The sequence below is a fragment of the Pseudoduganella albidiflava genome, from assembly GCF_004322755.1.
Taxonomy (GTDB): Bacteria; Pseudomonadota; Gammaproteobacteria; order Burkholderiales; family Burkholderiaceae_D; genus Rugamonas; species Rugamonas albidiflava.
This window is the reverse complement of sequence record NZ_CP036401.1, coordinates 1,301,700-1,326,643: the sequence shown is the minus strand read 5'-3', so window position 1 is coordinate 1,326,643 and position 24,944 is coordinate 1,301,700. Positions and strand designations below refer to the sequence as shown.

Genomic DNA, 24,944 nt, shown 5'->3' with positions numbered 1-24,944 from the left:
GAAGCCACCAACGTGCCGATCCGACCACTCTTCTGTTTCATCCTTGCCGCCGCCGCGCACCTGGCACATGCGGGCGAGGAGCCTGCGCCGGCACCTATCCCGTCGGCGCGGGTTTCTACACCTTCTGCGCCGGCCCCCATACCGTCGGCGCTGGCCGCGCCGGCACCTATCCGTTTCCTGCTCAGCTTCGACGACGGTCCGAGCGGTTCGCGCGGCGACAATTCCACCGCACGGGTGCTCGACACCCTGGACCATAACGCCGTGCAGGACGGCATCAAGGCCGTCTTCTTCACGCAAACCCGCCACTGGCACGGCGGCGGCACCGAGACCGGCCGCGCACTGATCCGGCGCGAGCACGCCGCCGGCCATGTCGTGGCACTGCATTCGGCCACCGCCCTGCACTCGAACCACCGCTTCATGGCCGCGGCGGAACTCGACGAGTCGCTGCGCCGCGGCGTGGACGACTTGCGCGAGCTCACCGGCAACGCGCCGCGCCTGGTACGCCCGCCGTTCTGGGCCTACGACGCCGCCACGCTGGAGGGCTACCACCGCCATGGCCTGCGCATGCTGCTGACGGACCTGAACGCCAACGACGGCAAGATCTGGGGCGTCAACTTCAGCTGGCACAAGCGCTCCAACATGCTCAGGATGCTGGCCGACACCCGCGCGCGCTGGGCCGCCGGCACCATGCAGGTGGTCGATGGCCACACGCCGGTCATCGTCACCTTCCACGACGTGAATACCTACACGGCGCGCAACCTCGAGGTCTACCTGCGCATCCTCGTCGACGTGGCGCGCGAACTCGACATGCCCGTCGCCGGCAAGCCGTTCTACGACGACCACGACGCGCTGGAGCGGGCCGCGCTGGCCAGTACCGTGAACAGCGCCGCCGAACATCCGCGGCTGCCGGGGTTGTGGAACTGGCTGTGGCAGTAGCCTCCTACCGCTGGTGTCTGACACTATTTTCTGGGCGGTTTCCAGAGAACGGTGTCAGACACTGCTGCCGTTAAGTTAAGTGTTACCCGACACATTGAGAGCGCATGCATTCACCCCAACAGCGAAGGGCGGGGGTCAGACCCGCCGGGTCTGACCCCGGACTTTGCACTTGGGGTTTGCTTAACTAAGCGGCATAAGTGTCCGACACCAGCGACCTCACAAGTCCACGATTTGCAACCGGGGCACATCCGCCAGCGGCACGGCGCTGCACACCACCACCGACAATGCATCGTGCGGCAACGCATATGTGCCGCCCGCTTCCACGCTTAGCTTGATCCGCGCTTCCTGCGTACTCCACGCGGCATAAAACGCATCGACCCGCGCCCCCTCGGGCAGCGCGGCAAGCCGCGCGCAGGTGGCCGCGTCGAACGCCTGTTCGGCCAGCGCGCCGATATCGCGCGCGGCATCCTTCATTTCAATATCCAGCCCGAGCGCCGTAGCGAAGCTGACCGCACAGCCGACCCAGGGCCCGCTGTGCGACACCGACAAACCCGGCAGCGGCACCGCCGGCGCGACCAGCCACGGTGCCCGCCCCGGCGCGCCGCCCAGTTCCACCGATTCGGGTGGCACACCGAGCAGCGTGCCGATGGCGATCCGCAGCAGCGCCCGCGCGGCGATGAACTGGCGGCGGCGCGCTTCGCGCACGAAGCCGCGTTCCCGCTCGCCAGCGCCCAGCCAGCGCCCGTATTCGTGCAGCCGCGCTTCGTCCAGCCCGTCGCAACGGGCCAGCCACACGTGCGCGGCCGCCGTCACTTACTTGGCCAGCTTGACGAAATCGCCCTTCAGCGCCACGCCGCTGACGATATTGCCGTCATGGCATTCGAACTCCGTCTGGCTCGACATTTCCTTGTGCTTGTAGTTGCTGACGATGTTGACCACCGCATCGGCGCCCACCGAGTCGGCCTTCTTCTTCAGTGCCAGCATCGCCGACAGGAAGGCCCAGTGGCAGGCTTCCTCGGGCGACTTGCCCACGCTGTTGGTCTTCTGGCTGGTGCTGTCGGAAGTGATCTTCGAGGCCACTTTCGGGGTCTTCTGGTCGCCGAAGTAGAACTTCACCGTGTCGCCCAGGCGGCCCTTCGCATCGTTGCTGTTCAACGCGTTCTCGATCGGCACCATCATCGCGCGATCGGCCGCGGTGGCCGGCAGGGAGGCGGCGACGGCGCTTGCCGCCAGGACCATCGTCAACATTGCTTTTTTCATTTTTCTTCCTTTGTTGTGGTGAGTGAACTTTGAATTGTTTTCAGGGGCGCTTGAAGATCAGCGACGTATTGATGCCGCCGAACGCGAAATTGTTCGACATTACGTAATCGCACCGCAGCGCGCGGCCCTCGCCGACGATGTAGTCGAGTGCCGCGCATTGCGGATCGACGCCGTCGAGGTTGATGGTCGGCGCGAACCAGCCCTCGCGCATCATCTCGATGCTGATCCAGGCTTCCAGCGCACCGCAGGCGCCCAGCGTGTGGCCCATGTAGCTCTTCAGGGAACTGATCGGCACGCCGCCGCCGAACACCTGTTGCGTGGCCTGCGATTCGGCCACGTCGCCCTGGGCGGTGCCGGTGCCGTGCGCGTTGATATAGCCGATCGCGGACGGCTCCAGGCCGGCATCCTCGAGCGCCAGCAGCATCGCCGTCTTCATCGTCGCCGCGTTGGGCTGCGTCACGTGCACGCCGTCGCTGTTGGTGCCGAAGCCCACCAGCTCGGCGTGGATCGTGGCGCCGCGCGCCAGCGCATGCTCGCGTTCCTCCAGCACCAGCGCGCCGGCGCCTTCGCCGATCACCAGGCCGTCGCGCTGCGCATCGAACGGCCGGGGCGAGGTGTGCGGCGCATCGTTGCGCGTGCTGGTGGCGAACAGCGTGTCGAACACGGCCGCCTCGGTGGCGTCGAGTTCCTCGGCGCCGCCGGCCAGCATGGCCGTCTGCGCGCCGCTCCGGATCGCTTCATACGCGTAGCCGATGCCCTGGCTGCCGGAGGTGCAGGCCGACGACGTGGTGTACACCCGCCCGGTCATGCCGAAGAACACGCCGATGTTGACCGGCGCGGTGTGCGCCATCATCTTGATGTAGGTGGTGGCGTTGATGCCTTTCGTGGTGCGGTCTTCCATCATGCGGCCGAAGTCGCCGATGGCACTGGGCGTGCCGGCCGAGGAACCGAAGGACACGCCCATCCGGCCCGAGGTCAGCAGCGGATGGTCGAGCAGGCCGGCGTCGAGCAGCGCCAGTTCGCTGGCGCGTGTGGCCATCAGCGCCACGCGGCCCATGCTGCGCGTGGTCTTGCGGTTGTAGCGCGCGGTGAGCTCGAACGGCGCGGCCGGCGCGCCCAGGTTCGTGTTCAGGCCTTCATAGCTGGCCCACTGTTCCATCCGCACGATGGCGTTGCGGTACTCGCCCAGCCGCTGGCGCACGCTGGCCCAGTCGTTGCCGATCGGGCTGATGCCGGCCATGCCGGTGACGACGACGCGGCGGCTCATGCCAGGCCACCGTTGACGGAAATGACTTGCCGGGTGATGTAGCCGGCATCCTCGCTCATCAGGAAGCTGACGGCGGCGGCCACCTCTTCCGGCCTGCCGACACGGCGCGCCGGGATCATCTTCAAGGCTTCCTCCATCGGCACCTCGCTCGTCATGTCGGTATCGATCAGGCCGGGCGCCACGCAGTTCACCGTGATCGCGCGCTTGGCCAGTTCCAGCGCCAGCGCCTTGGTGGCGCCGATGATGCCGGCCTTGGCGGCGCTGTAGTTGACTTGCCCGCGGTTGCCGACCAGGCCGGACACGGAAGCCAGGGTGACGATGCGGCCCGGCTTGCGGCGCTGCACCAGCGGCATCACCAGCGGGTTCAGCACGTTGTAGAAGCCGTCCAGGTTCGTGCGCAGCACGAGATCCCAGTCTTCGCCGGACATCGCCGGGAAGGCGTTGTCGCGCGCGATGCCGGCGTTGGCGACCACGCCGTAGTAGCAGCCGTGTTCGGCGATGTCCGCCTCCAGCGCCGCGGCGGTAGCGGCGCGGTCGCTCACGTCGAACTGCAGCACTCGCGCCGGGTTGCGCGACCCCGGGTTCATGGCGGCGATCTGCGCGGCCACCGCCTCGGCTTCGTCGCGCCCGCTGCGGCAATGCAGCACCACGTCGTAGCCGTCGCGCGCCAGGCGCAGCGCAATCGCCTTGCCGATGCCGCGCGACGAACCCGTCACCAGCACACTGGGCGGCGTGGCCGCGGGCTTGCCCATGGGCGCATTGTTAAGTTGATCCGTACTCATACCGCTGTTCCACCTGAAAGAAACTCATTGACATTGTCGGGCTGGAACACCGTCACGGTAGCCGTGGCCACGGTATTCCCCCCTGCGTCGATCCTGCATTCGAACGCGCCCAGGCCGTTGTCGCCCTGCAGCGCGCGGTGCGCGTGCACATGCAGCACGCTGCCCACGTCGAACGCGGGAACGCCCGCCTCATACTTGCGCGACCCCAGCAGGAAGCCCACCTTGACGGCGTCGCCGCGGCGCCGCGCCAGCCAGCCGGCATGCGCCGCGATGGCCTGCGCCATGTACTCGATGCCGACCCAGGCGCCGACGGCCGTGCCGTCGCAGAACATGCTGTCCGGCCGGATCACCACCTCGGCGCACAGGTCGTCGTCACCGACGCTGACGACACGGTCGAGCAGCACCATCTGGCCGGAATGCGGAAGGATGTCAGCGACCGGTGGAAGGGTCGCCGCATCCTGCGCAAGCGGCGCCGCGCGCCCCAGCACCAGTACCGCGTTCGAACCGCCGAACGCGAAGGAATTGCTCATCACATGGCGCACTGGCCGGCCCAGCGTGGCGCCCACCGGCACCAGGTTCAGGGCCGGCAGCGCCGCATCCGGTACGCCATCCCACAGGTGGGGCGGCAGCGCGCCGCGGTCGTTGTCCGGCTGCAGCGCCAGCCAGCACAGCGCCGCCTCGATCGCCGCCGCCGCGCCCAGCGTGTGGCCGGTGAACGGCTTGGTCGAACTGGCCGGTACTTCGCAGCCGAACAGCCCGGCGATCACCTTCGATTCCATCGCATCGTTCTGCTGCGTGGCGGTGCCGTGCATGTTGATGTAGTCGATGTCGGCCGGTTGCAGGCCGGCGCGCCGCAGCGCGTCGAGCATGGCGATCCGCGCGCCGCCGCCGGCCGGATCGGGCGCCGACATGTGATGCCCGTCGGACGATTCGCCCCACCCGGCCAGCGTCACCGCCGCCGGCTCGCGAGTCAGCAGGAACAGCGCGGCGCCTTCGCCGATATTGATGCCGTCGCGGTTGGCGCTCATCGGGTTGCAGCGCGCCGCGCTGACCGATTCCAGCGCGGAAAAGCCGGCCACCGTGAAGGTGCACAGCGAATCGACGCCGCCCGTCAGCACCGCGTCGCACAGGCCCATGCGGATCAGCCGCGCGGCGCTGGCCATCGCCTTGGCGCTGGACGAGCAGGCGCTCGAATGCACGTATGCCGGCCCGGCGATGCCCAGCTCGTCGGCCAGCAGTGCCGCCGGCGAGCCCATTTCCTGCTGCCCGTAATGGAAACCGGGCGCCAGCTCGCCATGCGCGGCACGGTGCATCAGCGCCTTTTCCGTTTCGGCGATGCCGGACGTGCTGGTGCCGATGATGACGCCCACGCGATCGGCGCCGAAGCGCGCCACGGCCGCGTCCACGGCCGGCCGGATCTGCGCCAGCGCGGCCAGCGCCAGCGCGTTGTTGCGGCTGCGCTGCGCCGGCGGCAGGTGCGCGACCGACGGCAGCGCCGCGCGCACCTGGCCCAGCGGCAGCTCGCGGCCCGGCGAGCATTCGGTGGCGGGCAGCGTGCCGGGCGTGCCGGCGAACAGGTTCGCCCGCACCTCTGCGAGGCCGGTGCCCAGCGCGCACACGATGCCGCACTCGTTCAGGTAGACGTTCATTGCACTCATTGACAACTCGATATCAAAACTCTTTACTCGGCGGCGAACTGGATCGTCAGCCGGTATTTATACCGCAGGTTGTCCAGCACCACCGTGCCGCTCCAGCGCGGGCTGCCGCTGTAGGCGATACGCATGATGGGCTCGTCGTTCAGGTACAGCGTCCGGCGCAATCCATCCTCGGCGATGCGCCAGCCGGGCGGCAGCGCCCGCGCCACCGCTTCCACCGGCCACAGGGTCAACTGCATGTCTTCCAGCACGTCGTCCGCGCGCACCTGGCGCGGCAGCATAACGTGCCGCCATTCCTTCACTTCCTTGCCGTCGTAGTGCACGGTCAGCACGCGCTGGCCGAACGCCAGGCCGACCATGTCGATCGCGTCCGGCTCGACCTGCAGCGCCACGTCCATGTCGTCGATGCGGCCGGCGCGTTCCACCTTCAGGTGCTGCTGCACGCTGATCGACTGGCCCAGCGCGGCCGGGTGCAGCTTCAGCCCGAGCCGGGCCGGCACCGGCGGGGACGACGCGCAGCCGGCCAGCGCGGCGGCCAGCAGGAGCGCTGGAATCAGCCGCCGGTTCGGCCGCTGATTCGACCACACCCTCAGGCGCGCTTTCAGCCCAGTTTGCACGCGGCCTCCAGCGCCGCCAGGCGGCGCGCGGTTTCCTTCACGTACGGGTTCGACTGGTCCCACGCGTAGCCGGCCAGGATGGCCGAGATCATGCGGCGGATCTCCGGCTGCTGGCGTTCATGGAAGATGATGGTCTGGAAGCCGCCCTCGTACCACGATTCGACGAACGCGCGGAAGGTGTCGACACCCTTGCGCAGCGGCGCGCCGTAGTCGGCCTGCCAGTCCACCGTTTCGCCGGCGAACTGCCGCTTCAGCGCGGCGGCGGCCAGGCTGGCCGAGCGCACCGCGATCGTCACGCCGGACGAGAACACCGGGTCGAGGAATTCGCCGGCATTGCCCAGCAGCGCATAGCCCTCGCCCCACAGCCTGTCGACGTTCGCGGAATAGCCGGTGATCTGGCGCGCCGGGGTATCCCACGCGGCATCCTTCAGCAGGCCCGCCAGCGACGGTTCCTCGGCCACGATCATCTGCAGCCGCTCGGTCGGCGAGCCCTGGTACTGCTCCAGGTACGAGGTTTCCGCCACCACGCCCAGCGAGCAGCGGCCGCCGGCGAACGGGATGGTCCAGAACCACACATTGGTGTGCTTCGGGTGCACCGTGACGCGGATCTTGTTGCGGTCGAACCCGGCGTCCGGGCCGATGCCATCCTTGACGTGCGTGAAGATCGCGCCGCGCACCGGGAAGTTCGATGGCGTTTCCAGCTTCAGGAGCCGCGGCAGGATGCGGCCGAAACCGCTGGCATCGAGGATGAAGCCGGCATCGACCTGGTACTGCGCGCCGTCGAGGTCCTTCACCGTGACGAGCGAGCGGCCGCCCGGCTGGCCCAGCTCGATATTCAGCACTTCATGGCGGAAGCGGATCTCGGCGCCCTGCTTCGCGGCTTCCTTTGCCAGCAGGTGGTCGAAGTCGGCGCGCTGCACCTGGTACGTGGTGCCCCAGCCTTCCGAATGCTTGTCGCGGAAATCGAAGTCCGTGTACACGCCGTTCTTCATGAAGGCGGCACCGTTCTTGTACTGGAAGCCCGCCTCGACGACGGCGCGCAGCATGCCCGCTTCTTCCAGGTACTGCATGCTCTGCGGCAGCAGGCTCTCGCCGATCGAAAAACGGGGAAACTGTTCGCGCTCGATGACGAGCACCTGGCGGCCCTGCTTGCGCAGCAGCGCCGCGGCCACTGATCCGGCGGGGCCGGCTCCGACGATCAGGATGTCAGCTGATTCCAATTGCTTCTGCATTTGCTTTCTCTTTGTTGAAGGTCACTACACCGAAACAGGGAACCGCCAGCCATACCAGCAGGGTACCCAGCAGCATCGTCAGTCCGAACGCCTGCAGCGCCGGGGTGTTCGACAGGCCGAGCAGGCCGAACGCCAGCAGCGTGTTGGCGGCGGCGAGACCCACGGCCAGCCATGGCGTGGTGTCTTTCCTGTCCGGGTGTTCTTGCATGAAGATGCCGTAGTCGACGCCCACGCCCAGCAGCAGCATCAGCGCCAGCACGTGGAACAGCTGCAGGTTCTGGCCGGCATAGCCGAGGATGGCCAGCGTGGCCACGCTGGCCAGCGCGGTCGGCGCGATCACGCGCCATGCCCGGCCCCGGTAGCGCGGCAGCAGCAGCACGAACACCACGCAGTACGCGCCCAGCACGACGAAGCCCATGTTGACGCGATAGCGCCCCAGCACGGACGAGATCTCTTCCACCTTGTCGACCCACTGCACGCCGGCCAGGCCGTCGGCCAGCGGGCGCACGCGCGGCACGCTGGCCATCGACAGGCCGCGTAGCGCGACGATGCTGGCGTATTCTCCCTCTTCCTTGCCGAGCCACAGGTGGCGCCACGGCTCGCTGGCCGGCGCATTCATGAAGGCATCGACATCGAGCGGCGTGCCGGCCGCGCGCAAGGCGTCGGCGGTAGCTTTCACCCATCCGGCATCCTCGCCGGCCTGCCGCGCGACGGCGGCCAGCGGCCCCTCCGGTCCCAGCAGCTTCAGGTCCACCAGCGCGCGGCGCTCGGCCTGCGTGCGTGCCGACGGCACCCAGTTCGAGATGGCCTGGTAGCCCGACAGGTGGCCGGCGGCGATCAGCCGGTCGAGCCGCAGCTTCAGCGCTTCTTCGCGCTGCAAGACCGTTTCAGCCGACGCGCCGCGCACCAGGAAGAACTGCACGGGCGTGGCCGCGTCGAGCAGCTTGCCCAGCTTGATCTGGTCATCGACCAGGTGCTTCGGCGGATTCTGCAGCAGGCGGATATCGTCGTTGGCGCCCAGCTTCGCGATGCCGAAGGCGGCCGCCACACCGAACACCGCCGCGGCGATCCACGTGCCGGCATTGGCGCGCAGCAGCGGCCAGCGCGCCAGTGCCGCGCCATAGGCATGCACCAGGGCGCCGCTCTTCAGGCTGCGCGGCCCGATCAGCTGGGGGAACCAGAACACCACCGTCAGCCACGCGAATACCAGGCCCAGTGCGGAAAACACGGCCATCTGCCGCAGGCCCGGGAACGGCGTCAGCGCCAGGCCCATGTAGCCGATGACGGCGGCCAGCAGCGTCAGCGCCAGGCCCGGCAGCAATTTCTTCAGCAGCGCGCGCGAATCCAGCGATTCACCGGCCGAGAGCCGGTTGCACAGGAAGTAGATGCCGTAGTCCTGCGCCACGCCGACCAGGCTGGCCCCGAACACGAGCGTCATCAGGTGGATCTGGCCGAACAGCAGCCAGCACACTGATAGCGCGCCCAGCACGCCGACGCCGATCGACAGCAGGATCAGCACGATCGGCTTCAGGGTGCGGAAGCTCAGCCACATCAGCAGCACGATGCCGGCCACCGAACCGGCGCCGATGGTGTGCATCTCGCGGCTGGCCTGGGCACTGGCATTGGCGGCATGCAGGATCACGCCGGCCTGGATCACCTGCGCCCGCGGCGTGGCCTGGCGCGCCGCGGCGACGGCCTGCTCCAGCAGCGGCAGCACACGGTCCTGCGCGGTCATCGACAGGGCCGGCACTTTCAAGGTCAGCGGCAGCAGCACGTAATCGGCGCCCCCGCCGCTGACGAACAGGTGGCCGTCGCGCGGACGCACCGGCGTTTCCTGCGCCCGTTCCTGCACCCAGCCGGAGAACAGGCCGAAGGGATCGTCCTGCCAGGCGCCCAGCTTGGGGCCGCCGAACGGCGCGTACAGCTTCGCCAGCGCCTGCTGGGTCCAGAACGCGGCGCCTTCCTTTTGCAGCTGTTCCTGCTGCGCCGGCGACATCAGCACCAGCCGGTGCCGCTGGAACAGCGACAGCCATTCGGCCTGCACGTTCGCGCCGGCATTGGCCGCTTCGAACAGGTCGGGATGCTTCGCCAGCACGGCGGCATACGCGTCGGCGGCGCGCTTCGCATCGTCCCATTCGGCGGCGCCGACCAGCACGATCACCCGCTGCTGGGCCGCGTCGACCATGTGCGCGAACGAGCGCTGCAGGATCGGGTCGCGTTCCTGCACGGGCAGCAGCGCCATGATGTCGGTGTCCGGCACGATGCGCTTGACCAGCCACAGGTAGCCGTTATGGCCCAGCAGCAGGGCCACGGCCACCAGCCACACCAGCGCGAGCGTGCGTCCCCTGGCCATCATCAGAACAGCGCCGCCTCGTCGGCGGTCATTGCCTTGTCGCCGGATTCGATCTTCGAGAACACGATGCTGGTACGGTCGCCCGACGCTTCGCTGATGACGATGTTGTTCACGTAGGCGCCGCCATCGAGCCGGATGGTGCCGATCGCCTTGGCCAGGGCCGGTTCACGCGCTTCCAGCGTGACCTTCCAGCTGTCCGCGCCCACCGTGCCGTCTACCTTGAACAGTTGTTCGAGCTGCGCCAGGTCGCCGGCCAGCAGCGAGAACAGCACCTGGTTGATCATGCGCACCGTCGGTTCGGTCTTCGCGTCGAGCCGCATCGCCACGCGTTCGCCCTGGTAGTGGACGATCTCGCCCTTGGTCAGGCGCAGCGTGTTCGGGAACGGCTGCAGCGTGCGCCACAGCACGCCCTTTTCCTGCACCACGCAGAAGCGGCCATTGGCGGCCAGCGGCTTCTTCATGCCGGCCAGCGTCTTGCTCTGGTCGAAGCGGCCGCACATCACCTTCGGCTTGGCCAGCATGGCCTGGATCTTCGCCACCGGCACGGCCGAATTCGTGGCTGGATTCGCGGCGGCGGCGACCAGGACGGGCAAGGCCAGCGCCAGCGGCAGCAAGTAAGTCAACATCGGTTTTTTCATGCGATCCCCAGTTTCTCCATCAGCACGGGCGGCGACACGTAGCACATTTCCTGCGTGGCCATGTTCACCGCCACCATCGTGGTGGTGGCGCGGTTCAGGCGCTTGCCCGATTGCGCATCCGTGATCAGGTAATCGATCTTCAGGCAGTTTTCCCACTCGACGATGTCGGCACGCAGCCGGATCTTCTGGCCGAAGGTGGCCGGCGCCACATAGCGCAGGTGCATGTCGACCACCGGCCACGCATAGCCGGACTGCTTCATCTGCGGGTAGTTGTAGCCGATCTTGTCGAGCAGCGCGCAGCGCACCACTTCGAGATACTTCACGTAGTTGCCGTGCCAGACGATCTCCATCGGGTCCAGGTCGAAGAACTGGACTTCCATGTCGACCTCGGCGAACCAGCGGCTTTCCGCGAGTTTTCGTGCACCGTTACGCATACAGCTCCCATGCCTTGGCGCGGATGCTGGCCAGCAGCGAATGCAGGTCGCTGTCCAGGCGGCGGTCTTCGTCGATCGGCGCGATGTCCAGCGCCTCGACCATCGCGGCGAGGTGCGGCTGCAGCGCCAGTTCCGGACTGGCGCGGCCACGCAGCCAGGCGCCCTGCCGCACCGTGATCAGCAGGGCCGCCACGACTTGCTCGGTCAGTTCCAGCACGCGCAGGCAGTCGCGCGCGGCGATGGTACCCATGCTGACCTTGTCCTGGTTGTGGCATTCGGTCGAACGCGAGAACACCGAGGCCGGCATGGTCAGCTTCAAGGCCTCGGCCGTCCAGGCCGAGGCGCTGATCTGCAGCGCCTTCAGGCCATGGTTGATGGCGGCGCGCGGCCCCGTGCTGCCGGACAGGTTGGCCGGCAGGCCGTTGTTGTAGCGCGCATCGACCAGCAGCGCCATCTGGCGGTCCAGCAGATCGGCCACGTTGGCCACCGCGTTCTTCATGCCATCCATCGCGAAGGCGATGTGACCGCCATAGAAATGGCCGCCGTGCAGCACGCGCTCGTTGTCGCCATCGATCAGCGGGTTGTCGTTGGCGCTGTTCAGTTCATTTTCGATATTGCTGCGGAATAGCGGCATCGCATCGGCCAGCACGCCGATCACGTGCGGCGCGCAGCGGATCGAATAGCGGTCCTGCAGGCGCTTGCCGTTGCGTTCCCACACGGTGGTGGGCAAGTCTTCGCGCAGCATGGCGGCCACGCGGCCCATGCCGGGATGCGGCTTGACGGCGAACAGCACTTCGTCGAAGTGGTGGGCGTTGCCATCGAGCGTGTACGAAGCCAGCGCCGTGATGCGCGTGGCCAGCTTGACCAGGTAGTCAGCGCGGTCGTAGGCCAGGCAGGCCAGCGCCGTCATCACGGCGGTGCCGTTCATGATGGCCAGGCCTTCCTTCGGGCGCAGGCGCAGCGGCGTGATGCCGGCTTCGCGCAGCGCCACCGCCGCGCAGACCACCTGCCCGTTGCGCCACACTTCGCGCTCGCCGCACATCACGGCGGCCAGGTACGACAGCGGCGTGAGGTCGCCGGAGGCGCCCACCGACCCTTCGGACGGAATCTGCGGCAGCAGCCCGGCATCGAGCAGCCGGGTGATCTGCAGCAGCAGCTCGACCGAGACGCCGCTGTAGCCCTTGGCCAGCGATGCCAGGCGCGCGGCCAGGATCGCCCGCGTCTGCGCCGGGTCGAAGAACTCGCCCAGGCCGCAGCCGTGGTAGGTGTACAGGTGATGCGGCAGTTCGGCCACCAGTTCGGGCGGCACGGCCACCGTGCACGAATCGCCGTAGCCGGTCGTCACGCCATACACGTTGCCGTCCTCGCGCAGCAGGCGGTCGAGGAAGTCGGCGCCGCGCGCGATGGCGGCACGGAATGCCGGGTCGGGCGACAGCTCGGCGTTGGCGCGGCCCTGGGCGATATCGACGATGTCTTCGATGGTCAGCCGGTCGCGGTCGAAGCGGACGGTGCGTGGCGCGGCGTGCAGCACGGCAAAGTGTTCAGCGAGTTGCATCGTGGTTTTCCTGAAGTTCTTCCTGGGTGCGCTTCTGGGTATCGTGCTGGCCGGGACCAGCATCCGGCAGGTGCCAGAAGTCGTAAAAATTGAACCACTGCAGCGGCGCGCGCGCGGCATGGTGTTCCAGCCGGGCTGCGTAGCCCTGCGCCATCGCGGCCAGCGCCTCGGTGCGCCCCTTGCGCGGCAGCCGCACGCCATCCCGGAAGCGCTCGATATGCACTTCGGTCACGCCGTTGACGCGCACGGTGAACAGCAGGTACACCGGGCATTGCAGGATGCCGGCCAGCAGGTAGGGCCCGACCGGGAACGGCGCCGGTTCGCCCATGAAGTCGGCGGTGGCGACGTGTTCGTTTCCGGTGACGGGAACGCGGTCGCCGGCGATGACGACGAACTCGCCGCGGCCGATGCGTTCCGACAGCATCATGGCCGTGGCGGGCGTCATTTCCGTCACCTGCAGCAGGTTGGTCTGGCTTTCCGGATTGAGCTTGCCCATCAGCCGGTTGAAGGCCTGGGCGTGCTTGGTGTGCACCAGCACGGTGGACTTGATGTCGTCGCGCTGGCGCGACAGCAGGCGCGTAAGCTCCACATTGCCCAGGTGCGAGCAGACCAGCACGCCGCCGGTGCGCCGGGCGATAGCCTCCTCGATCACGTCGGCGCCATGGAACTGCACGCCGTCGAGCCGGTACAGGCCGCCCCACAGCAGCAGCTTGTCGAGCAGGTTTTCGCCGAAGCAGGCGAAGTGCGCCAGCACGCCGGCGACCGGCTTGCCCGTGTGGGCGCGCACGCGGCGCAGGTAGTCGCGCGAGGCGCGCCGTGCGCGGCCCTGCGTGAGCAGGTACCATGCCAGCACCGGGTACAGCGCCACGCGGAACGGCCAGCGGCCGAACATTCGGCAGATCCAGAACAGGAAGCGCATGCCGGCGACGAAGCTGACCTCGTCGATCGAGGCCCAGTGGCGGCGGCTGTCGTCCGCGGCCGTCGTCTTCGCGGCTGCCTTCGCGGTGGTCCTTGCGCTGCTCACCGGCGCCTCCACTTGCGGGCCAGCAGCAGCGGAATGCGCGGCAGCATGCCGAAGAACAGCGCCGTGTGCATGGCCGAGATCAGCACGTTGTCGCGCCAGACCAGGAAATGCGATACGCCATCTTCCGGGTAGCGCACGCGCGTGGGCAGGTTGACGATGTCCACGCCGCGCCAGTACAGCCGCACCAGCACGTCGGTATCGAAATTCATGCGGCGCCCCAGCTGCCTGCGCGCCGCCAGCGCATTGATCGCCGCCACCGGGTAGACGCGGAAGCCGCACATCGAATCGCGGATGTCGAACGAGAGCGTGTTGATCCACACCCAGACATGGGTGGCGTAGCGGCCGTACAGCCGCGCCTTGGGCACCGACGCGTCGTAGACCGGGCAGCCGCAGATCACCGCGCCGGGCCGCGCCCGGCCCAGCTCCAGGAAGCGCGGCACGTCGTTGGTATCGTGCTGGCCGTCGGCATCGATCTGCAGCACGTGGCTGTAGCCCAGCTGCGTGGCGCGGGCGATACCGGCCATCACGGCGGCGCCCTTGCCGCCATTCTCGGCCAGGCGCACCAGCGTGACGCGGCGCGGTTCGGCGGCGGCGATCCCGTCCAGCACGCGCGCGCAGGCGGCCGTGCTGCCATCGTCGACCAGCACGCAGTGCAGCCCATGCGCCAGCAGCCGCGCCGTGACGGCGCCGATGGCGCCTTCATGGTTATAGACCGGCACCACCACGCAAGGATTGAACAGGGCGTCAGCCATGCGCGGCCTCCGGGCGGAACAGGATACGGCCGCTGGCATGCTGGCCGGACGGCGAGCGGAAGGCGAACGCCAGCTGGCCCTTGGCCGGGTCGTGCAGCAGTTCCAGCTCCACCGGCTGGCCGGGCTGGATCACATGCTGGAACTTCAGCGCGTGCATGGCGCGAAACACGGGCGGCAGCGAAAAATGCTCGCGGCCATAGCGGATCGCCCATTCCACCTGCGCCACGCCGGGCAGGATCGGCGCCTGCGTGAAGTGGCCGTCGAAGTACACCAGGTTGGCGGGCGCGACGATTTCCAGCAGCACGCGGCGGCCATCGCCATCGCGCGCCAGCTCGCGGACCTGCGGCAGCCGTGGCGCGGCGGCCGGTGCCGGCAGCGGATCGGCAGGCCCCACATTCAGCAGCGCGAGCAGCGCGGCCACGGTGGTCTTGCCCTGGGCGTTGACGGGCAAGGCGTCGAGATAGCGCCAGCGGCGCGGCAGCGCGACCGCGTCCACCACGCCCGCCAGCACGGCGCGCAGGCGGGCGTTCAGCGCCAGCTTGCCTTCCTGCTCGAGCAGGCTGCGCCCGGCCGGTGTCGGCACCACGAAGGCAGCCAGCACCTGCCGATGGCCGGCATCCGGTTCGCACAGCGCCACGCGTGCTTCCGCCGCCAGGCCGCAGGCCAGCAGCGCCGCCTCGATGGCGTCGAGCGAGATGCGCTTTTCCTCGATCTTGGCGATGCGGTCGCCGCGGCCCAGCAGCTGGAAGCGCCGGTTGCCGTCGTTGCCCAGTTCCTGGGCATGGTCCGCCAGCGGCAGCCAGGCGTCGTCGGGCAGGTGCGGCGAGCGCACTTCCAGGAAGTTCTCGCGCAGGCGCCAGGCCACGGTGGGGAACGGCGTCCAGCCATCGTCGCCGATGGCCGGCATGGCGGCGCGCTGGCGCCATGCGATGCCGCCCGTTTCCGAACTGCCGAAGACTTCGACCGGCACGCAGCCCAGCAGGCTGCCGCAGGCGTGCGCCGTGTCGGCCGGCAGCGGGCCGCCGGACGAGAACACCGCGGCCACGTGGCGCCGCGCGCCCTGCCAGTCCAGGTGCGCCGGCAGGCGTTTCAGGTGCGCCGGGCTGGCGACCAGCACGCAGCGTTGCGCGGCCAATGCCGGCGCCAGCGCCTCCGGGAAGGCGATGCTGGCGGCGTGGATCGCCCGGCCGGTGTTCAATGCCCAGAGCACCTTGAACAGCAGGCCGTAGATGTGCTGGTGCGACACGGTGGCGATCACCGCGGCGTCGCCGGCAGGGGCGCCGAACAGCGTCTCCAGGGTGGCGACTTCGCTGGCCATCTGGCGCAGCTTCTTGGGAATGGCCTGCGCCGCGCCGGTACTGCCCGAGGTGAACACGACGAGCGCGTCGGCTTCGGGATCGAGTTCCAGCCATGGCGCGGCGTTGCCTTCCAGCGTGGCATCCACAGTGGAATCCACGGCGGGCACCAGCGGCGCGCACGCGGCCGGGAATTCGCCGAGGAAGCCGTGCACGTGTTCGCGCAGGTTGGCGCAGGTGGCGTCCAGGGTATCGGCGGCCAGCCAGACGGTCTTGCCGGCGTGCCAGGCGCCCAGCAGCGCTGCGGCGAATTCGATGCTGTCGTCGAGATACAGCGCGAAGCGGCTGCCGGGATGCCCGCCCAGCAGGGCGCGCCACGCCTGCGCGCGCGCCAGGAAGGCGGCCGTGCCGACAGCGGCGCCGGCGCGCACGCCAACGGGAATGGAAGGCGGCCGTGCGGCGAGCCGCACGGCCAGCGTGGTCAGTGAGTCAGACATGATGCAGCCGCTTGAAGCGCATCCGCACGAGGAATTCCCCGCCGAACAGCACCCCCATCAGGATGTAGGAAACCAGGCCCGTATACAGCGACCAGACCGCGTCGCTGGCCCACAGTGCCGTGCCCAGCGCCATGGCACCATTGAAAACAAAGAAGCCGCACCACACTTGCGTGACGGTGCGCATGTAGGCGCTGGCGACAGGCGGAAAGTCTCCCCCCGACAGCCGGGCCATCCGCTCGATCGCGGAGACGGGCGTGGCGAGGCTGGCGCCGAACGCGCCCAGCAGCGCCAGGTTGACCAGCACCGGGTACAGTTTCAGCGGCAGCAGCAGGTTGCTCCATACCGCGCAGCCGACCAGCACCAGGGCGCCGGCCACCGACCAGCGCGCCGGTGCCGAGATCTTCAATGCCGGCAGGCGCGCGGCGGCCGCCAGCAACAGCAGCAGCGCGAGCCAGCGCGGCTCGAACCGGCCATGGCCCAGCCAGATGGCCAGCGGATACAGCACCGTGAGGGCCACGGCCACGACATTGCTCAGCATCCGCTCAGGCCACCGGCTCCGTCATGCCGGCCAGCGCGTCGACCACGTCGCCGATCGTGCGGATCGTCTTGAACACTTCCGGCTGCAGGCGCTTGCCCGTCAGCTGCTTCAGCTTCACGGCCAGGTCGACGGCGTCGATGCTGTCGATGTCCAGGTCTTCGTACAGGTTCGAGTCGGCGGTCAGCGATGCCTTGTCCAGCTCGAACATCTCGGCCAGCAGGTCGATCACCCAGCTCTGCAGCTGTTCGCCGCTCATGGTGGTCAGGTCAATCATGTGCACTCCTCATTGCTTGCGATTGGTTTCGATCATCGCCGCCAGGGCCCGCACGGAGGCGAAATGGCGGCGTGTATCTTCCGAGTCTGCCGAGAGCGAAATGCCGTATTTCTTCTGCAGGGCCACGCCCAGTTCGAGCGCATCGATCGAATCGAGGCCCAGGCCGTCGACGAACAGCGGCGCGTCCGTGTCGATGTCCTTCGGGCTGATATCCTCCAGCTGGAGTACGTCGATGATCAGTTCTTTCACTTCTTGTTCAAGCATGGCCTTGGTACTTCCCCGTAAAATAGTTCTGTAAAAATTCCGTCAGCCGGCGCGCCGCCATTACGTCGCTGCTGTCGTGGATGAAGGGTTCCACCGCCACGTCGTCCTGCACTTCCAGCGAGAAGCGCACGCGGCGCGGCGGTACCCGCCACCATTTTTCGCCCTTGCCCAGCGTGGGCGGATCGCAGCGGATCACCACCGGCGTGATGGCGCGCGCGCCGCGCACCGCCACGTTGGCGGCGCCCCGCTTCATGCTGATGACGCCATTCGCAGGGGTGCGCGTCCCTTCCGGGAACACGATCAGGTTGTTGCCGCGCTCCAGCGAAGCGATGCAGGCCTTCACCAGGCCATCGCCGTCGCCGCCGCTGGTGCCGCCGCTCTGGCCACCATCATTGCTGATGTAGCCCGCGGCGCGTACCGGCCCCCGTGTAAACGGGTTGTTCCACAATGCGCCCTTGACGATGCAATCCGCATTGCGCACGAACGCCATCAGGAACACCGTGTCGATCAGTGTCGGGTGGTTCGCCAGGATCAGCAGACCGCGCCGCTCCAGCTTTTCCAGCCCGCGCACTTCATAGCGCAGCACGCCCAGCGCGCGCATCACGTCCACGTAGGCCCGGAATGCCAGGCGGATGATGGCGCGCGCCGCCGTGACGCGCCGCTCGCGCCGCCAGACCAGCAGGTACAGCAGCGGGAATACCACCAGCCGCAGCAGCAGGCCGCCCACGCCGAACAATGCGAAGGACAGGCCGGTGGCGCCTACGCGCCAGGCCCGCCCCAGGCCTTCAATCACCGCGGCTCCAGCGCCAGCGCCGCCGGCCGGCGACCCGCTCCAGCTGCGGCGCCCCGGCGGCGTAGAAGCGCAGCACGTCGAGCGTGCCGGGCAGGCCGCCATGGTCTTCCGCGGCATCGCTGGCGGCCCATTGCAGCGACAGGCGCTCCGTGCCGCCATCGGCCGCCATCAGCCATGCGAAGGCATGCGGCTGTTCGGCGCGGTCGGCGAACGGCGCGAACGCCTCGGGCAGCGGGCAATCGGCGGCCACCAGCAGCACCGCCGGTTCGCCATCGGCCAGCAGGCCGCAAGCCTCGATCACCGCGTGCTCCAGCGTGCCGCTGCCGGCCGCGAGCGCGATGTGGTTGGCCTGGTCGCTCCGCGCGATCGAAAACAGGCCGGCATTGGCATTGTGGACCGACATGCCGAACGCCGTCGGCGACAGCGGCACGCCGCGCGCCAGGTCATCCAGCAATGCGATCGCCCGCGCCGTTTCGCCGTGGCGCGAACAGAACACGGTGGGAACGCCGGTACGCTCGCCCAGCGCCGTGTAGGCGACATCGAGCGCCATCTTGCCCAGCTGGCCAAGGCGGCGCCGCAACATCGGCGGCATGGCGCGCACGCCCGGCTCGCCCGCATGGGCGATCGGTGCCGGCGCAGGCGCCGCGGCCCAGGCTACCCATTCTTCCGCTGCGGCCAGGCCAGGCGCCCAGGCGGCATGCCCGAGAATGGAAAAACTGACCCCTGCCCTGTACATTGACTATCCCCGTCGCGGTGGTGAAACTCTTTCGTGCGCCACTGCGAGTTATTCTGTGGCAGGAGTTAAGCGGAAATTATAAGCGAGCCCTGCAGCAAATAACAAAACTATCGGCCGTTGAGCGTTGCGTTTGGGTCATCCGCACCGGACTGTTGCTTGGATGAACCAGAGAAGCGGGAGTTTAACAATGCCCGGGCACTTAAAAGTCAGCGAATTGTCACCAACCCTGCCTTTTTTTGTAACAACGGGCCGTAAATGCGTGGATTCGCGTGGATTCTCACCAATTGTCACGCTATGATTCGCCCCCGCGCCTTGCAACCATGCCAGATTATTAATATCGGAAGAGCTGGTTATAATTGCTCGGCGGAATTGCAAACACTGTCACCTGAGCAATAAAGCAACAGCTCGGCAGTGAATTCAACTATTATTACTTGGTTAACATTCTCCGCGAGTGCCGCCCTTGCCAAAGCTATCGTTCCGACTGCTGTCGCTGATCGCCTTCCTGCTGATTGCGGCGCTGCTGAGCGCCACGTCGGTGCTCGCGCTGCTGACCCTGAACCAGCTTGCCGAGCATAGCCGCGAAACAGGCAACGACGCCATCGCCCTGACAGCCAATGCGCAGCGCGTGGCCGAACGCAGCGTGGCGATGGAACGCAGCGCGCGCCAGTACCTGGTGCTGGACGATGTGGCCTTCCTCGACCGGTTCCGCGAAGCCTGGCGCGATGCGCTGGCGGCGCTCGATGCGATCGCCGCCGAGCTGCCCGGTGAAGCGCCGTCCGCGTTCGCCGACTGGCGCCGCAATGGCGAGGCGGCGCGCGCCGCGCTGGGCATGCCGACCACCCACCGCGGCGCGGCGCAATTGCGGCTCGATGCCGCGCTGGCGCAACTGCCGGCGATCAACAGCGAACTGGCGCACCTGGCCCAGGCCGAGGTGGACCGCCGCAATGCCGCGATCACCGAAGAACTGGAGACCCGCCGCAACGTGCTGCGCGGCCAGCTGGCACTGTCGATCGCGCTGGCCGCCGTGCTGTCCATCGCGTTCGGCCTGTGGCTGGCGCGCCCGCTGCGGCAGATCGAAAGCGCGATCGGGCAGCTGGGCGGCAACCGCTATGACACGCCGATCGACGTGGCCGGCCCGGACGACCTGCGCCGCATGGGCCGCCACCTCGACTGGCTGCGCCAGCGGCTGGCCGACCTGGAAGCGGACAAGGCACGCTTCCTGCGCCATATCTCGCACGAACTGAAGACGCCGCTGGCGGCGATGGTCGAGGGCGTGGCCCTGCTGGAAGATGAAGTGGCCGGTCCGCTGGCGCCGAAACAGCGTGAAATCACCCACATCCTGCGGCAGAATACGGCATCGCTGCAAAACCAGATCGAGGACTTGCTGCGTTACAATGCCGCCAGTTTCGACGCCCAGCACCTGCTGCGCGAGCCGGTCGACATGGCGGCGCTGGTGCGCCGGGTGGTCGACAGCCAGTGCCTGCAATGGCAGGCGCGCAGCCTGCTCGTGATGGTCGAGGGCGGCGCACCGGATATCGCGGTGGATGCCGCCAAGCTGGTGATCGTGGCCAGCAACCTGCTGTCGAACGCCGTGCGGTTCTCGCCGGAAGGCGGCACGGTGCGCTTCATCGTGGCCCGGGAAAACGGCATGCTGCGGCTGGACTGCATCGACCAGGGCCCGGGCGTGGCGCCGGCCGACCGGCAGCGCGTGTTCGAACCCTTCTACCAGGGCGAACGCCAGCCGCCGGGCGCACGGCGCGGCAATGGCATCGGCCTGTCGATCGTGCGCGAATACGTGATCGCGCACGGCGGCACCCTGCAACTCCTGCCCTCCTCGCCCGGGGCCCACTTCCGTCTCGAACTGCCTTATGAAAACTGATCCAAGTCCATTTCGCGCGGCGGCGCCGTTGCCGCCATCGCGGCTGCTGCCGCTGCTGTCCCTGTTGTCCCTGGTACTGCTGCTGTCGGCCTGCGGCACGCAGCACGGCGTGCTGACGCAGACGCACTACGGCGCCCCGCTGGCCGTGGCGCCGCTGCCGATCAAGGTGGAACCGGTGGCGCTGCCCGACGAGGTGATGCCGCTGCTGGTGTACCACCAGTCGCTGCGCAAGATGACCCAGGGCGAGTTGCTGAAGGAGCTGTCCGGGCTGCTGCAGCAGCAGCGCACGCCGAAGGTGACGCTGCAGACCGGCATGATCCTGATGCTGACGCGGGGCGGCGGCGACCTGGCGCGCGCCCAGGGATTGTTCGATGGCGTGGCGGCGTCGAACGAATCCGGCACGCAGGGGGTGCGCGCGTTCGCGCAACTGCTGTCGAGCCACTGCGCGGAAGCGCGCCGGCTGTACGACCAGGCCGACCGCCTGTCCACCCAGCTGAAGGAAACCACCCGCAAGACCGAGCAGCTGAGCGACACGGTCGAGGCGTTGAAGGCAATCGAGCGGGGCTTGCCGGTACGCCCGGCCAACGGCGCGAACGGCGCCTCGACACCGGGAGCACGCTGATGGCCGCCACGGGAGCCCACCTGCTGCTCGTCGACGACGACGATGACCTGCTGCGCCTGCTGTCGATGCGCCTGATGGCGAACGGCTACCGCGTGACCGCCGTGGGCAGCGCCGAGGCGGCGCTGGCCCGGCTGTCGATCGAACTGCCGTCGCTGGTGATCAGCGACATCCGGCTGCCGGACCGCGACGGCATGGCGCTGTTCCAGCAGATCCGCAACCAGCACCCGGCACTGCCGGTGATCCTGCTGACCGCGCACGGCACGATTCCGGACGCGGTCGAGGCCACTACGCTGGGCGCCTACGCCTACCTGACGAAACCGTTCGACGCCAAGATCCTGCTGGACCGGATCAGCCAGGCGCTGGCGCTGACGGCGCCCGCCACGGCCGGGCCGGATGGCGACGACAGCTGGCGTGCCGAGATCATCAGCCGCAGCCAGGCGATGGCCGAACTGCTGGCCGAGGCGCGGCTGGTGGCCGCCTCCGATGCCAGTGTGCTGATCCGCGGCGAGAGCGGCACCGGCAAGGAACTGCTGGCGCGGGCGATCCACCGGGCCAGCCGGCGCGCGAACGCACCGTTCATCGCCGTCAATTGCGGCGCGATTCCCGAGCAGTTGCTGGAGTCGGAACTGTTCGGCCACGTGAAGGGCGCGTACACGGGCGCCGTCAGCAGCCGCGAAGGCCTGGTGCAGGCCGCCGACGGCGGCACGCTGTTCCTCGACGAGATCGGCGACATGCCATTGCTGCTGCAGGTGAAGCTGCTGCGCGTGCTACAGGAACGCGTGGTGCGCCAGCTGGGCTCCGACGTGGGCCGGCCGGTCGACGTGCGCGTGCTGTCGGCCACCCACCGCGACCTGGACGCGGCGATGGTCGAGGGCCAGTTCCGCGAAGACCTGTATTACCGGCTGAACGTGATCACGCTGACCCTGCCGGCACTGGCCCAGCGGCGCGAGGATATCGGCCTGCTCGCCACCCGCTTCCTGCAGATGCTGGCGTCGAAGTACGGCAAGACCGTCAACGGCTTCGCGCCGGATGCGCTGGAGGCGCTGACGCGGGCCGCCTGGCCGGGCAATGTGCGGCAACTGTATAACGTGGTCGAACACGTGTGCGCCCTTGCGACCGCGCCGCTGGTACCGTTGACGCTGGTGCACCGGGCGCTGCGCGTGCCGACGCTGGAAGTACTCAGCTATACGGAAGCCAAGCAGCGCTTCGAACGCAACTACCTGGTGCAGTTGCTGAAGCTCACGGATGGCAATGTCTCCGATGCCGCACGGCTGGCCGAACGCAACCGGACCGAGTTCTACCGCCTGCTGTCGAAGTACGACCTGAACGCGGCCCAGTTCCGCGAAGGCGGCACTGTCGCTGAAGAGCGACAGGACTAATCCCATAAGAATCAAATAGTTGGCTTAGCTGTACCGGGGCCCTGTCGCCGTTTCACGACAAAACGGCCCCGAATTGTCTCGAATTGTAATTCTTGTCGGCAAGATAACCTTGCCTGAATCTCCAAGCCCTTGATTCTGCTCGATTTTTTTGAGCTGGCACGGCGCTTGCAAGTAGTAGCGCAACGTCACACGGCGTTCCTTAAACTACGATGGAGATTCATACCATGACGAACACCAAACTGATCGCCTCCCTGCTGGCTGCCGCTTCCCTGTCTTTCGGTTCCGCCGCCTTTGCCGCCGAGCCGCAACAGGATGCCGCCATGGCAGGAGCCGCCGCTGCTGCCGGCGACTCTGCGCTGACCTCGAAAGTCAAGGCTGCGCTGGCTGACCAGAAACAGATCGGTGTTTCCGCCAACCAGGGCGTAGTGACGCTGACCGGCTCCGTGCCGAGCACCGACGAAGGCACCAAGGCCATCCAGGCTGCTTCGGCCGTCGAAGGCGTCAAGGAAGTGAAGAGCGAACTGACCGTCGCATCCAAGTAATCACCAGGAGAGCATCACCGATTTTTCGGCCCCGGAGCAGGGGCTTGTATGGAGTAGTAGTACCGGTAGTAAGTAGCATCTGAGAGTAGCAGAAGTACCTCCCCTTCCAGCGGGCGCACGCAAGTGTCGCCCGCTTTTTTTTGCCTCTACCAAACATTTCCAAAAACCGGGGTCAGACCCCGATTTTTGGAAATGTTCCGCCAAGGCAAGAGTAAAAAAAAACGGCCCGCAGGCCGTTTTTTACTGGAAGAGAAGCCGGATCAGGCCAGGTTCTCGAGGCGGATCTTGGTCACGCTGCCCAGCACGGTCGGCAAGCCTTCCATGCGGGCGATGGCGGCCAGGACTTTCTTTTCCTGCGTCTGGTGCGTCAGCATGATGATGTCGGCCTGGACTTCGCCTTCACCCGGCTCCTTCTGCATCATCGCGTCGATCGAGATGCCGCTGTCGGCCAGGATGCGGGTCAGGTCGGCCAGCACGCCCGGCTGGTCGGCCACGCGCATGCGCAGGTAGTAGCTGGTGGTGATCTCGGCCATCGGCAGGATGGCGATATCGGCCAGTTCGTCCGGCTGGAAGGCCAGGTGCGGCACGCGGTGTTCCGGGTCGGCGGTGGCCAGGCGGGTGATGTCGACCAGGTCGGCGATCACGGCCGACGCGGTCGGCTCGGCGCCGGCGCCCTTGCCGTAGTACAGCGTGGCGCCGATCGCGTCGCCCTGCACCAGCACGGCGTTCATCGCGCCTTCCACGTTGGCGATCAGGCGCTTGGCCGGGATCAGCGTGGGGTGCACGCGCAGTTCGATGCCGTCCGCCCCGTCGACGCGGGTGCGCTTGGCGATGCCCAGCAGCTTGATGCGGTAGCCCAGCTCCTCGGCGTAGCGGATGTCGATGGCTTCCAGCTTGGTGATGCCTTCCACGTGCGCCTTGGCGAACTGCACCGGGATGCCGAACGCGATCGCCGACAGGATGGTAGCCTTGTGCGCCGCGTCCACGCCTTCGATGTCGAAGGTGGGATCCGCTTCGGCGTAGCCCAGCGCCTGCGCTTCCTTCAACACCGTGTCGAAGTCCAGGCCCTTGTCGCGCATCTCGGACAGGATGAAGTTCGTGGTGCCGTTGATGATGCCGGCCAGCCATTGCACGCGGTTGGCCGTCAAGCCTTCGCGCAGCGCCTTGATGATGGGGATGCCGCCGGCGACGGCCGCCTCGAACGCCACCATCACGCCCTTTTCCTGGGCCGCCTTGAAGATTTCGTTGCCGTGCACGGCCAGCAGCGCCTTGTTGGCGGTGACCACGTGCTTGCCGTTGGCGATGGCGCGCATGACCAGCTCGCGGGCGGTGTCGTAGCCGCCGATCAGTTCGACGACGATGTCGATCGACGGATCGTCGACGATCTCGAAGGGATCGGCCACCACCCGCACTTCGCCGTGGGTACGGGTCCTGGCGCGTTCCAGGTTACGGGCCGACACGGCCACCACTTCGATGCCGCGGCCGGCGCGGCGGCGGATCTCTTCCTGGTTGCGCTTCAGGACGTCGAAGGTACCGCCTCCGACATTGCCCACGCCCAGCAAACCTACTTTGATCGAGTTCATGTTTCCAGTTTCATTGCTGGCGCGCGGTTCGCCGCGC

The 24,944-nt window shown here is 67.8% G+C and carries 25 protein-coding genes and 1 pseudogene; 5 read left to right on the top strand and 21 right to left on the bottom strand.

Features of this window, described 5'->3' with window-relative positions:
* Positions 1 to 12: 12 nt before the first annotated feature.
* Positions 13 to 936 (top strand): polysaccharide deacetylase family protein, encoded by a 924-nt coding sequence (locus EYF70_RS05660; RefSeq protein ID WP_229420718.1) that lies wholly within the window; start codon positions 13 to 15, stop codon positions 934 to 936.
* Positions 937 to 1,152: 216 nt separating this feature from the next.
* Here the strand turns inward: EYF70_RS05660 and EYF70_RS05655 are convergent, their stop codons facing one another.
* The 20 genes and pseudogenes from EYF70_RS05655 to EYF70_RS05565 form a co-directional block, all read right to left on the bottom strand.
* Complete coding sequence (locus tag EYF70_RS05655; protein ID WP_131144532.1) at positions 1,153 to 1,749, bottom strand: 4'-phosphopantetheinyl transferase family protein; 597 nt, start codon at positions 1,747 to 1,749, stop codon at positions 1,153 to 1,155.
* Positions 1,750 to 2,196: an excinuclease ATPase subunit gene (locus tag EYF70_RS05650; protein WP_131144531.1), complete on the bottom strand. Its 447-nt coding sequence runs from the start codon at positions 2,194 to 2,196 to the stop codon at positions 1,750 to 1,752. It lies immediately after the preceding gene.
* 40 nt (positions 2,197 to 2,236) lie between these two features.
* Entirely contained in the window at positions 2,237 to 3,463 is a 1,227-nt protein-coding gene (locus EYF70_RS05645) for a beta-ketoacyl-ACP synthase (protein ID WP_131144530.1), read from the bottom strand.
* Positions 3,460 to 4,245 (bottom strand): 3-ketoacyl-ACP reductase FabG2, encoded by a 786-nt coding sequence (locus tag EYF70_RS05640; RefSeq protein ID WP_229420717.1) that lies wholly within the window; start codon positions 4,243 to 4,245, stop codon positions 3,460 to 3,462. Before EYF70_RS05640 ends, EYF70_RS05645 begins: the two co-directional genes overlap by 4 nt.
* A complete protein-coding gene (locus tag EYF70_RS31995) occupies positions 4,242 to 4,652 on the bottom strand; it encodes a hotdog family protein (RefSeq protein WP_371861730.1) in 411 nt (136 codons plus the stop codon). The genes EYF70_RS05640 and EYF70_RS31995 overlap by 4 nt, the downstream gene beginning before the upstream one ends.
* A gap of 69 nt (positions 4,653 to 4,721) precedes the next feature.
* Positions 4,722 to 5,894: pseudogene (locus tag EYF70_RS05635) on the bottom strand (beta-ketoacyl-ACP synthase); the annotation flags it as partial.
* Positions 5,895 to 5,926: 32 nt separating this feature from the next.
* Entirely contained in the window at positions 5,927 to 6,487 is a 561-nt protein-coding gene (locus EYF70_RS05630; protein WP_443094099.1) for a DUF3261 domain-containing protein, read from the bottom strand.
* Positions 6,488 to 6,501: 14 nt separating this feature from the next.
* Positions 6,502 to 7,749, bottom strand: a complete 1,248-nt coding sequence (locus tag EYF70_RS05625) for an NAD(P)/FAD-dependent oxidoreductase (RefSeq protein ID WP_131144529.1) — start codon at positions 7,747 to 7,749, stop codon at positions 6,502 to 6,504.
* Entirely contained in the window at positions 7,724 to 10,102 is a 2,379-nt protein-coding gene (locus EYF70_RS05620; RefSeq protein WP_131148912.1) for an MMPL family transporter, read from the bottom strand. Before EYF70_RS05620 ends, EYF70_RS05625 begins: the two co-directional genes overlap by 26 nt.
* Before the next feature lie 2 nt (positions 10,103 to 10,104).
* Positions 10,105 to 10,728 carry an outer membrane lipoprotein carrier protein LolA gene (locus EYF70_RS05615; RefSeq protein WP_131144528.1) on the bottom strand — a complete coding sequence of 208 codons (624 nt, stop codon included), beginning with the start codon at positions 10,726 to 10,728 and terminating at the stop codon, positions 10,105 to 10,107.
* An 8-nt stretch (positions 10,729 to 10,736) separates the two neighbouring features.
* Positions 10,737 to 11,174: an acyl-CoA thioesterase gene (locus EYF70_RS05610; RefSeq protein WP_131144527.1), complete on the bottom strand. Its 438-nt coding sequence runs from the start codon at positions 11,172 to 11,174 to the stop codon at positions 10,737 to 10,739.
* A complete protein-coding gene (locus tag EYF70_RS05605; RefSeq protein ID WP_131144526.1) occupies positions 11,167 to 12,729 on the bottom strand; it encodes an HAL/PAL/TAL family ammonia-lyase in 1,563 nt (520 codons plus the stop codon). Before EYF70_RS05605 ends, EYF70_RS05610 begins: the two co-directional genes overlap by 8 nt.
* Positions 12,716 to 13,753 (bottom strand): lysophospholipid acyltransferase family protein, encoded by a 1,038-nt coding sequence (locus EYF70_RS05600; protein WP_443094097.1) that lies wholly within the window; start codon positions 13,751 to 13,753, stop codon positions 12,716 to 12,718. Before EYF70_RS05600 ends, EYF70_RS05605 begins: the two co-directional genes overlap by 14 nt.
* Positions 13,750 to 14,505, bottom strand: a complete 756-nt coding sequence (locus EYF70_RS05595) for a glycosyltransferase family 2 protein (protein ID WP_131144525.1) — start codon at positions 14,503 to 14,505, stop codon at positions 13,750 to 13,752. The genes EYF70_RS05600 and EYF70_RS05595 overlap by 4 nt, the downstream gene beginning before the upstream one ends.
* The gene (locus EYF70_RS05590) at positions 14,498 to 16,297 is read right to left on the bottom strand and encodes an ApeI family dehydratase (RefSeq protein ID WP_131144524.1); all 1,800 of its coding nucleotides are present in this window, start codon (positions 16,295 to 16,297) and stop codon (positions 14,498 to 14,500) included. Before EYF70_RS05590 ends, EYF70_RS05595 begins: the two co-directional genes overlap by 8 nt.
* Positions 16,290 to 16,835, bottom strand: a complete 546-nt coding sequence (locus tag EYF70_RS05585) for a COG4648 family protein (protein WP_131144523.1) — start codon at positions 16,833 to 16,835, stop codon at positions 16,290 to 16,292. The genes EYF70_RS05590 and EYF70_RS05585 overlap by 8 nt, the downstream gene beginning before the upstream one ends.
* A gap of 4 nt (positions 16,836 to 16,839) precedes the next feature.
* Positions 16,840 to 17,109 (bottom strand): acyl carrier protein, encoded by a 270-nt coding sequence (locus EYF70_RS05580; RefSeq protein WP_229420716.1) that lies wholly within the window; start codon positions 17,107 to 17,109, stop codon positions 16,840 to 16,842.
* A 9-nt stretch (positions 17,110 to 17,118) separates the two neighbouring features.
* On the bottom strand, positions 17,119 to 17,373 hold the full coding sequence (locus EYF70_RS05575; protein ID WP_130188152.1) for a phosphopantetheine-binding protein: 255 nt from the start codon (positions 17,371 to 17,373) through the stop codon (positions 17,119 to 17,121).
* The gene (locus EYF70_RS05570) at positions 17,366 to 18,166 is read right to left on the bottom strand and encodes a lysophospholipid acyltransferase family protein (RefSeq protein ID WP_229420715.1); all 801 of its coding nucleotides are present in this window, start codon (positions 18,164 to 18,166) and stop codon (positions 17,366 to 17,368) included. Before EYF70_RS05570 ends, EYF70_RS05575 begins: the two co-directional genes overlap by 8 nt.
* Positions 18,159 to 18,902 carry a beta-ketoacyl synthase chain length factor gene (locus tag EYF70_RS05565; protein ID WP_131144521.1) on the bottom strand — a complete coding sequence of 248 codons (744 nt, stop codon included), beginning with the start codon at positions 18,900 to 18,902 and terminating at the stop codon, positions 18,159 to 18,161. The genes EYF70_RS05570 and EYF70_RS05565 overlap by 8 nt, the downstream gene beginning before the upstream one ends.
* Before the next feature lie 460 nt (positions 18,903 to 19,362).
* Between EYF70_RS05565 and EYF70_RS05560 the strand changes: the two genes are divergently transcribed.
* From EYF70_RS05560 to EYF70_RS05545, 4 genes are all read left to right on the top strand, one after another.
* The gene (locus EYF70_RS05560; protein ID WP_131144520.1) at positions 19,363 to 20,781 is read left to right on the top strand and encodes a HAMP domain-containing sensor histidine kinase; all 1,419 of its coding nucleotides are present in this window, start codon (positions 19,363 to 19,365) and stop codon (positions 20,779 to 20,781) included.
* Positions 20,771 to 21,403: a hypothetical protein gene (locus EYF70_RS05555; protein WP_131144519.1), complete on the top strand. Its 633-nt coding sequence runs from the start codon at positions 20,771 to 20,773 to the stop codon at positions 21,401 to 21,403. Before EYF70_RS05560 ends, EYF70_RS05555 begins: the two co-directional genes overlap by 11 nt.
* The gene (locus tag EYF70_RS05550; RefSeq protein WP_131144518.1) at positions 21,403 to 22,782 is read left to right on the top strand and encodes a sigma 54-interacting transcriptional regulator; all 1,380 of its coding nucleotides are present in this window, start codon (positions 21,403 to 21,405) and stop codon (positions 22,780 to 22,782) included. Before EYF70_RS05555 ends, EYF70_RS05550 begins: the two co-directional genes overlap by 1 nt.
* Before the next feature lie 224 nt (positions 22,783 to 23,006).
* Positions 23,007 to 23,324: a BON domain-containing protein gene (locus EYF70_RS05545; RefSeq protein WP_131144517.1), complete on the top strand. Its 318-nt coding sequence runs from the start codon at positions 23,007 to 23,009 to the stop codon at positions 23,322 to 23,324.
* Positions 23,325 to 23,584: 260 nt separating this feature from the next.
* Here the strand turns inward: EYF70_RS05545 and EYF70_RS05540 are convergent, their stop codons facing one another.
* Complete coding sequence (locus tag EYF70_RS05540; RefSeq protein WP_131144516.1) at positions 23,585 to 24,907, bottom strand: homoserine dehydrogenase; 1,323 nt, start codon at positions 24,905 to 24,907, stop codon at positions 23,585 to 23,587.
* Between the last annotated feature and the right edge of the window lie 37 nt (positions 24,908 to 24,944).

Excerpts from the sequence above, each read along its gene's own strand:
- EYF70_RS05650 (WP_131144531.1), bottom strand. The coding sequence starts at position 2,196 with ATGAAAAAAGCAATGTTGACGATGGTCCTGGCGGCAAGCGCCGTCGCC.
- EYF70_RS05645 (WP_131144530.1), bottom strand. The coding sequence starts at position 3,463 with ATGAGCCGCCGCGTCGTCGTCACCGGCATGGCCGGCATCAGCCCGATC.
- EYF70_RS05640 (WP_229420717.1), bottom strand. The coding sequence starts at position 4,245 with ATGAGTACGGATCAACTTAACAATGCGCCCATGGGCAAGCCCGCGGCC.
- EYF70_RS31995 (WP_371861730.1), bottom strand. The coding sequence starts at position 4,652 with ATGGTGCTGCTCGACCGTGTCGTCAGCGTCGGTGACGACGACCTGTGC.
- EYF70_RS05625 (WP_131144529.1), bottom strand. The coding sequence starts at position 7,749 with ATGCAGAAGCAATTGGAATCAGCTGACATCCTGATCGTCGGAGCCGGC.
- EYF70_RS05620 (WP_131148912.1), bottom strand. The coding sequence starts at position 10,102 with ATGGCCAGGGGACGCACGCTCGCGCTGGTGTGGCTGGTGGCCGTGGCC.
- EYF70_RS05615 (WP_131144528.1), bottom strand. The coding sequence starts at position 10,728 with ATGTTGACTTACTTGCTGCCGCTGGCGCTGGCCTTGCCCGTCCTGGTC.
- EYF70_RS05610 (WP_131144527.1), bottom strand. The coding sequence starts at position 11,174 with ATGCGTAACGGTGCACGAAAACTCGCGGAAAGCCGCTGGTTCGCCGAG.
- EYF70_RS05605 (WP_131144526.1), bottom strand. The coding sequence starts at position 12,729 with ATGCAACTCGCTGAACACTTTGCCGTGCTGCACGCCGCGCCACGCACC.
- EYF70_RS05595 (WP_131144525.1), bottom strand. The coding sequence starts at position 14,505 with ATGGCTGACGCCCTGTTCAATCCTTGCGTGGTGGTGCCGGTCTATAAC.
- EYF70_RS05590 (WP_131144524.1), bottom strand. The coding sequence starts at position 16,297 with ATGTCTGACTCACTGACCACGCTGGCCGTGCGGCTCGCCGCACGGCCG.
- EYF70_RS05585 (WP_131144523.1), bottom strand. The coding sequence starts at position 16,835 with ATGCTGAGCAATGTCGTGGCCGTGGCCCTCACGGTGCTGTATCCGCTG.
- EYF70_RS05580 (WP_229420716.1), bottom strand. The coding sequence starts at position 17,109 with ATGATTGACCTGACCACCATGAGCGGCGAACAGCTGCAGAGCTGGGTG.
- EYF70_RS05575 (WP_130188152.1), bottom strand. The coding sequence starts at position 17,373 with ATGCTTGAACAAGAAGTGAAAGAACTGATCATCGACGTACTCCAGCTG.
- EYF70_RS05565 (WP_131144521.1), bottom strand. The coding sequence starts at position 18,902 with ATGTACAGGGCAGGGGTCAGTTTTTCCATTCTCGGGCATGCCGCCTGG.
- EYF70_RS05555 (WP_131144519.1), top strand. The coding sequence starts at position 20,771 with ATGAAAACTGATCCAAGTCCATTTCGCGCGGCGGCGCCGTTGCCGCCA.
- EYF70_RS05550 (WP_131144518.1), top strand. The coding sequence starts at position 21,403 with ATGGCCGCCACGGGAGCCCACCTGCTGCTCGTCGACGACGACGATGAC.
- EYF70_RS05545 (WP_131144517.1), top strand. The coding sequence starts at position 23,007 with ATGACGAACACCAAACTGATCGCCTCCCTGCTGGCTGCCGCTTCCCTG.
- EYF70_RS05540 (WP_131144516.1), bottom strand. The coding sequence starts at position 24,907 with ATGAACTCGATCAAAGTAGGTTTGCTGGGCGTGGGCAATGTCGGAGGC.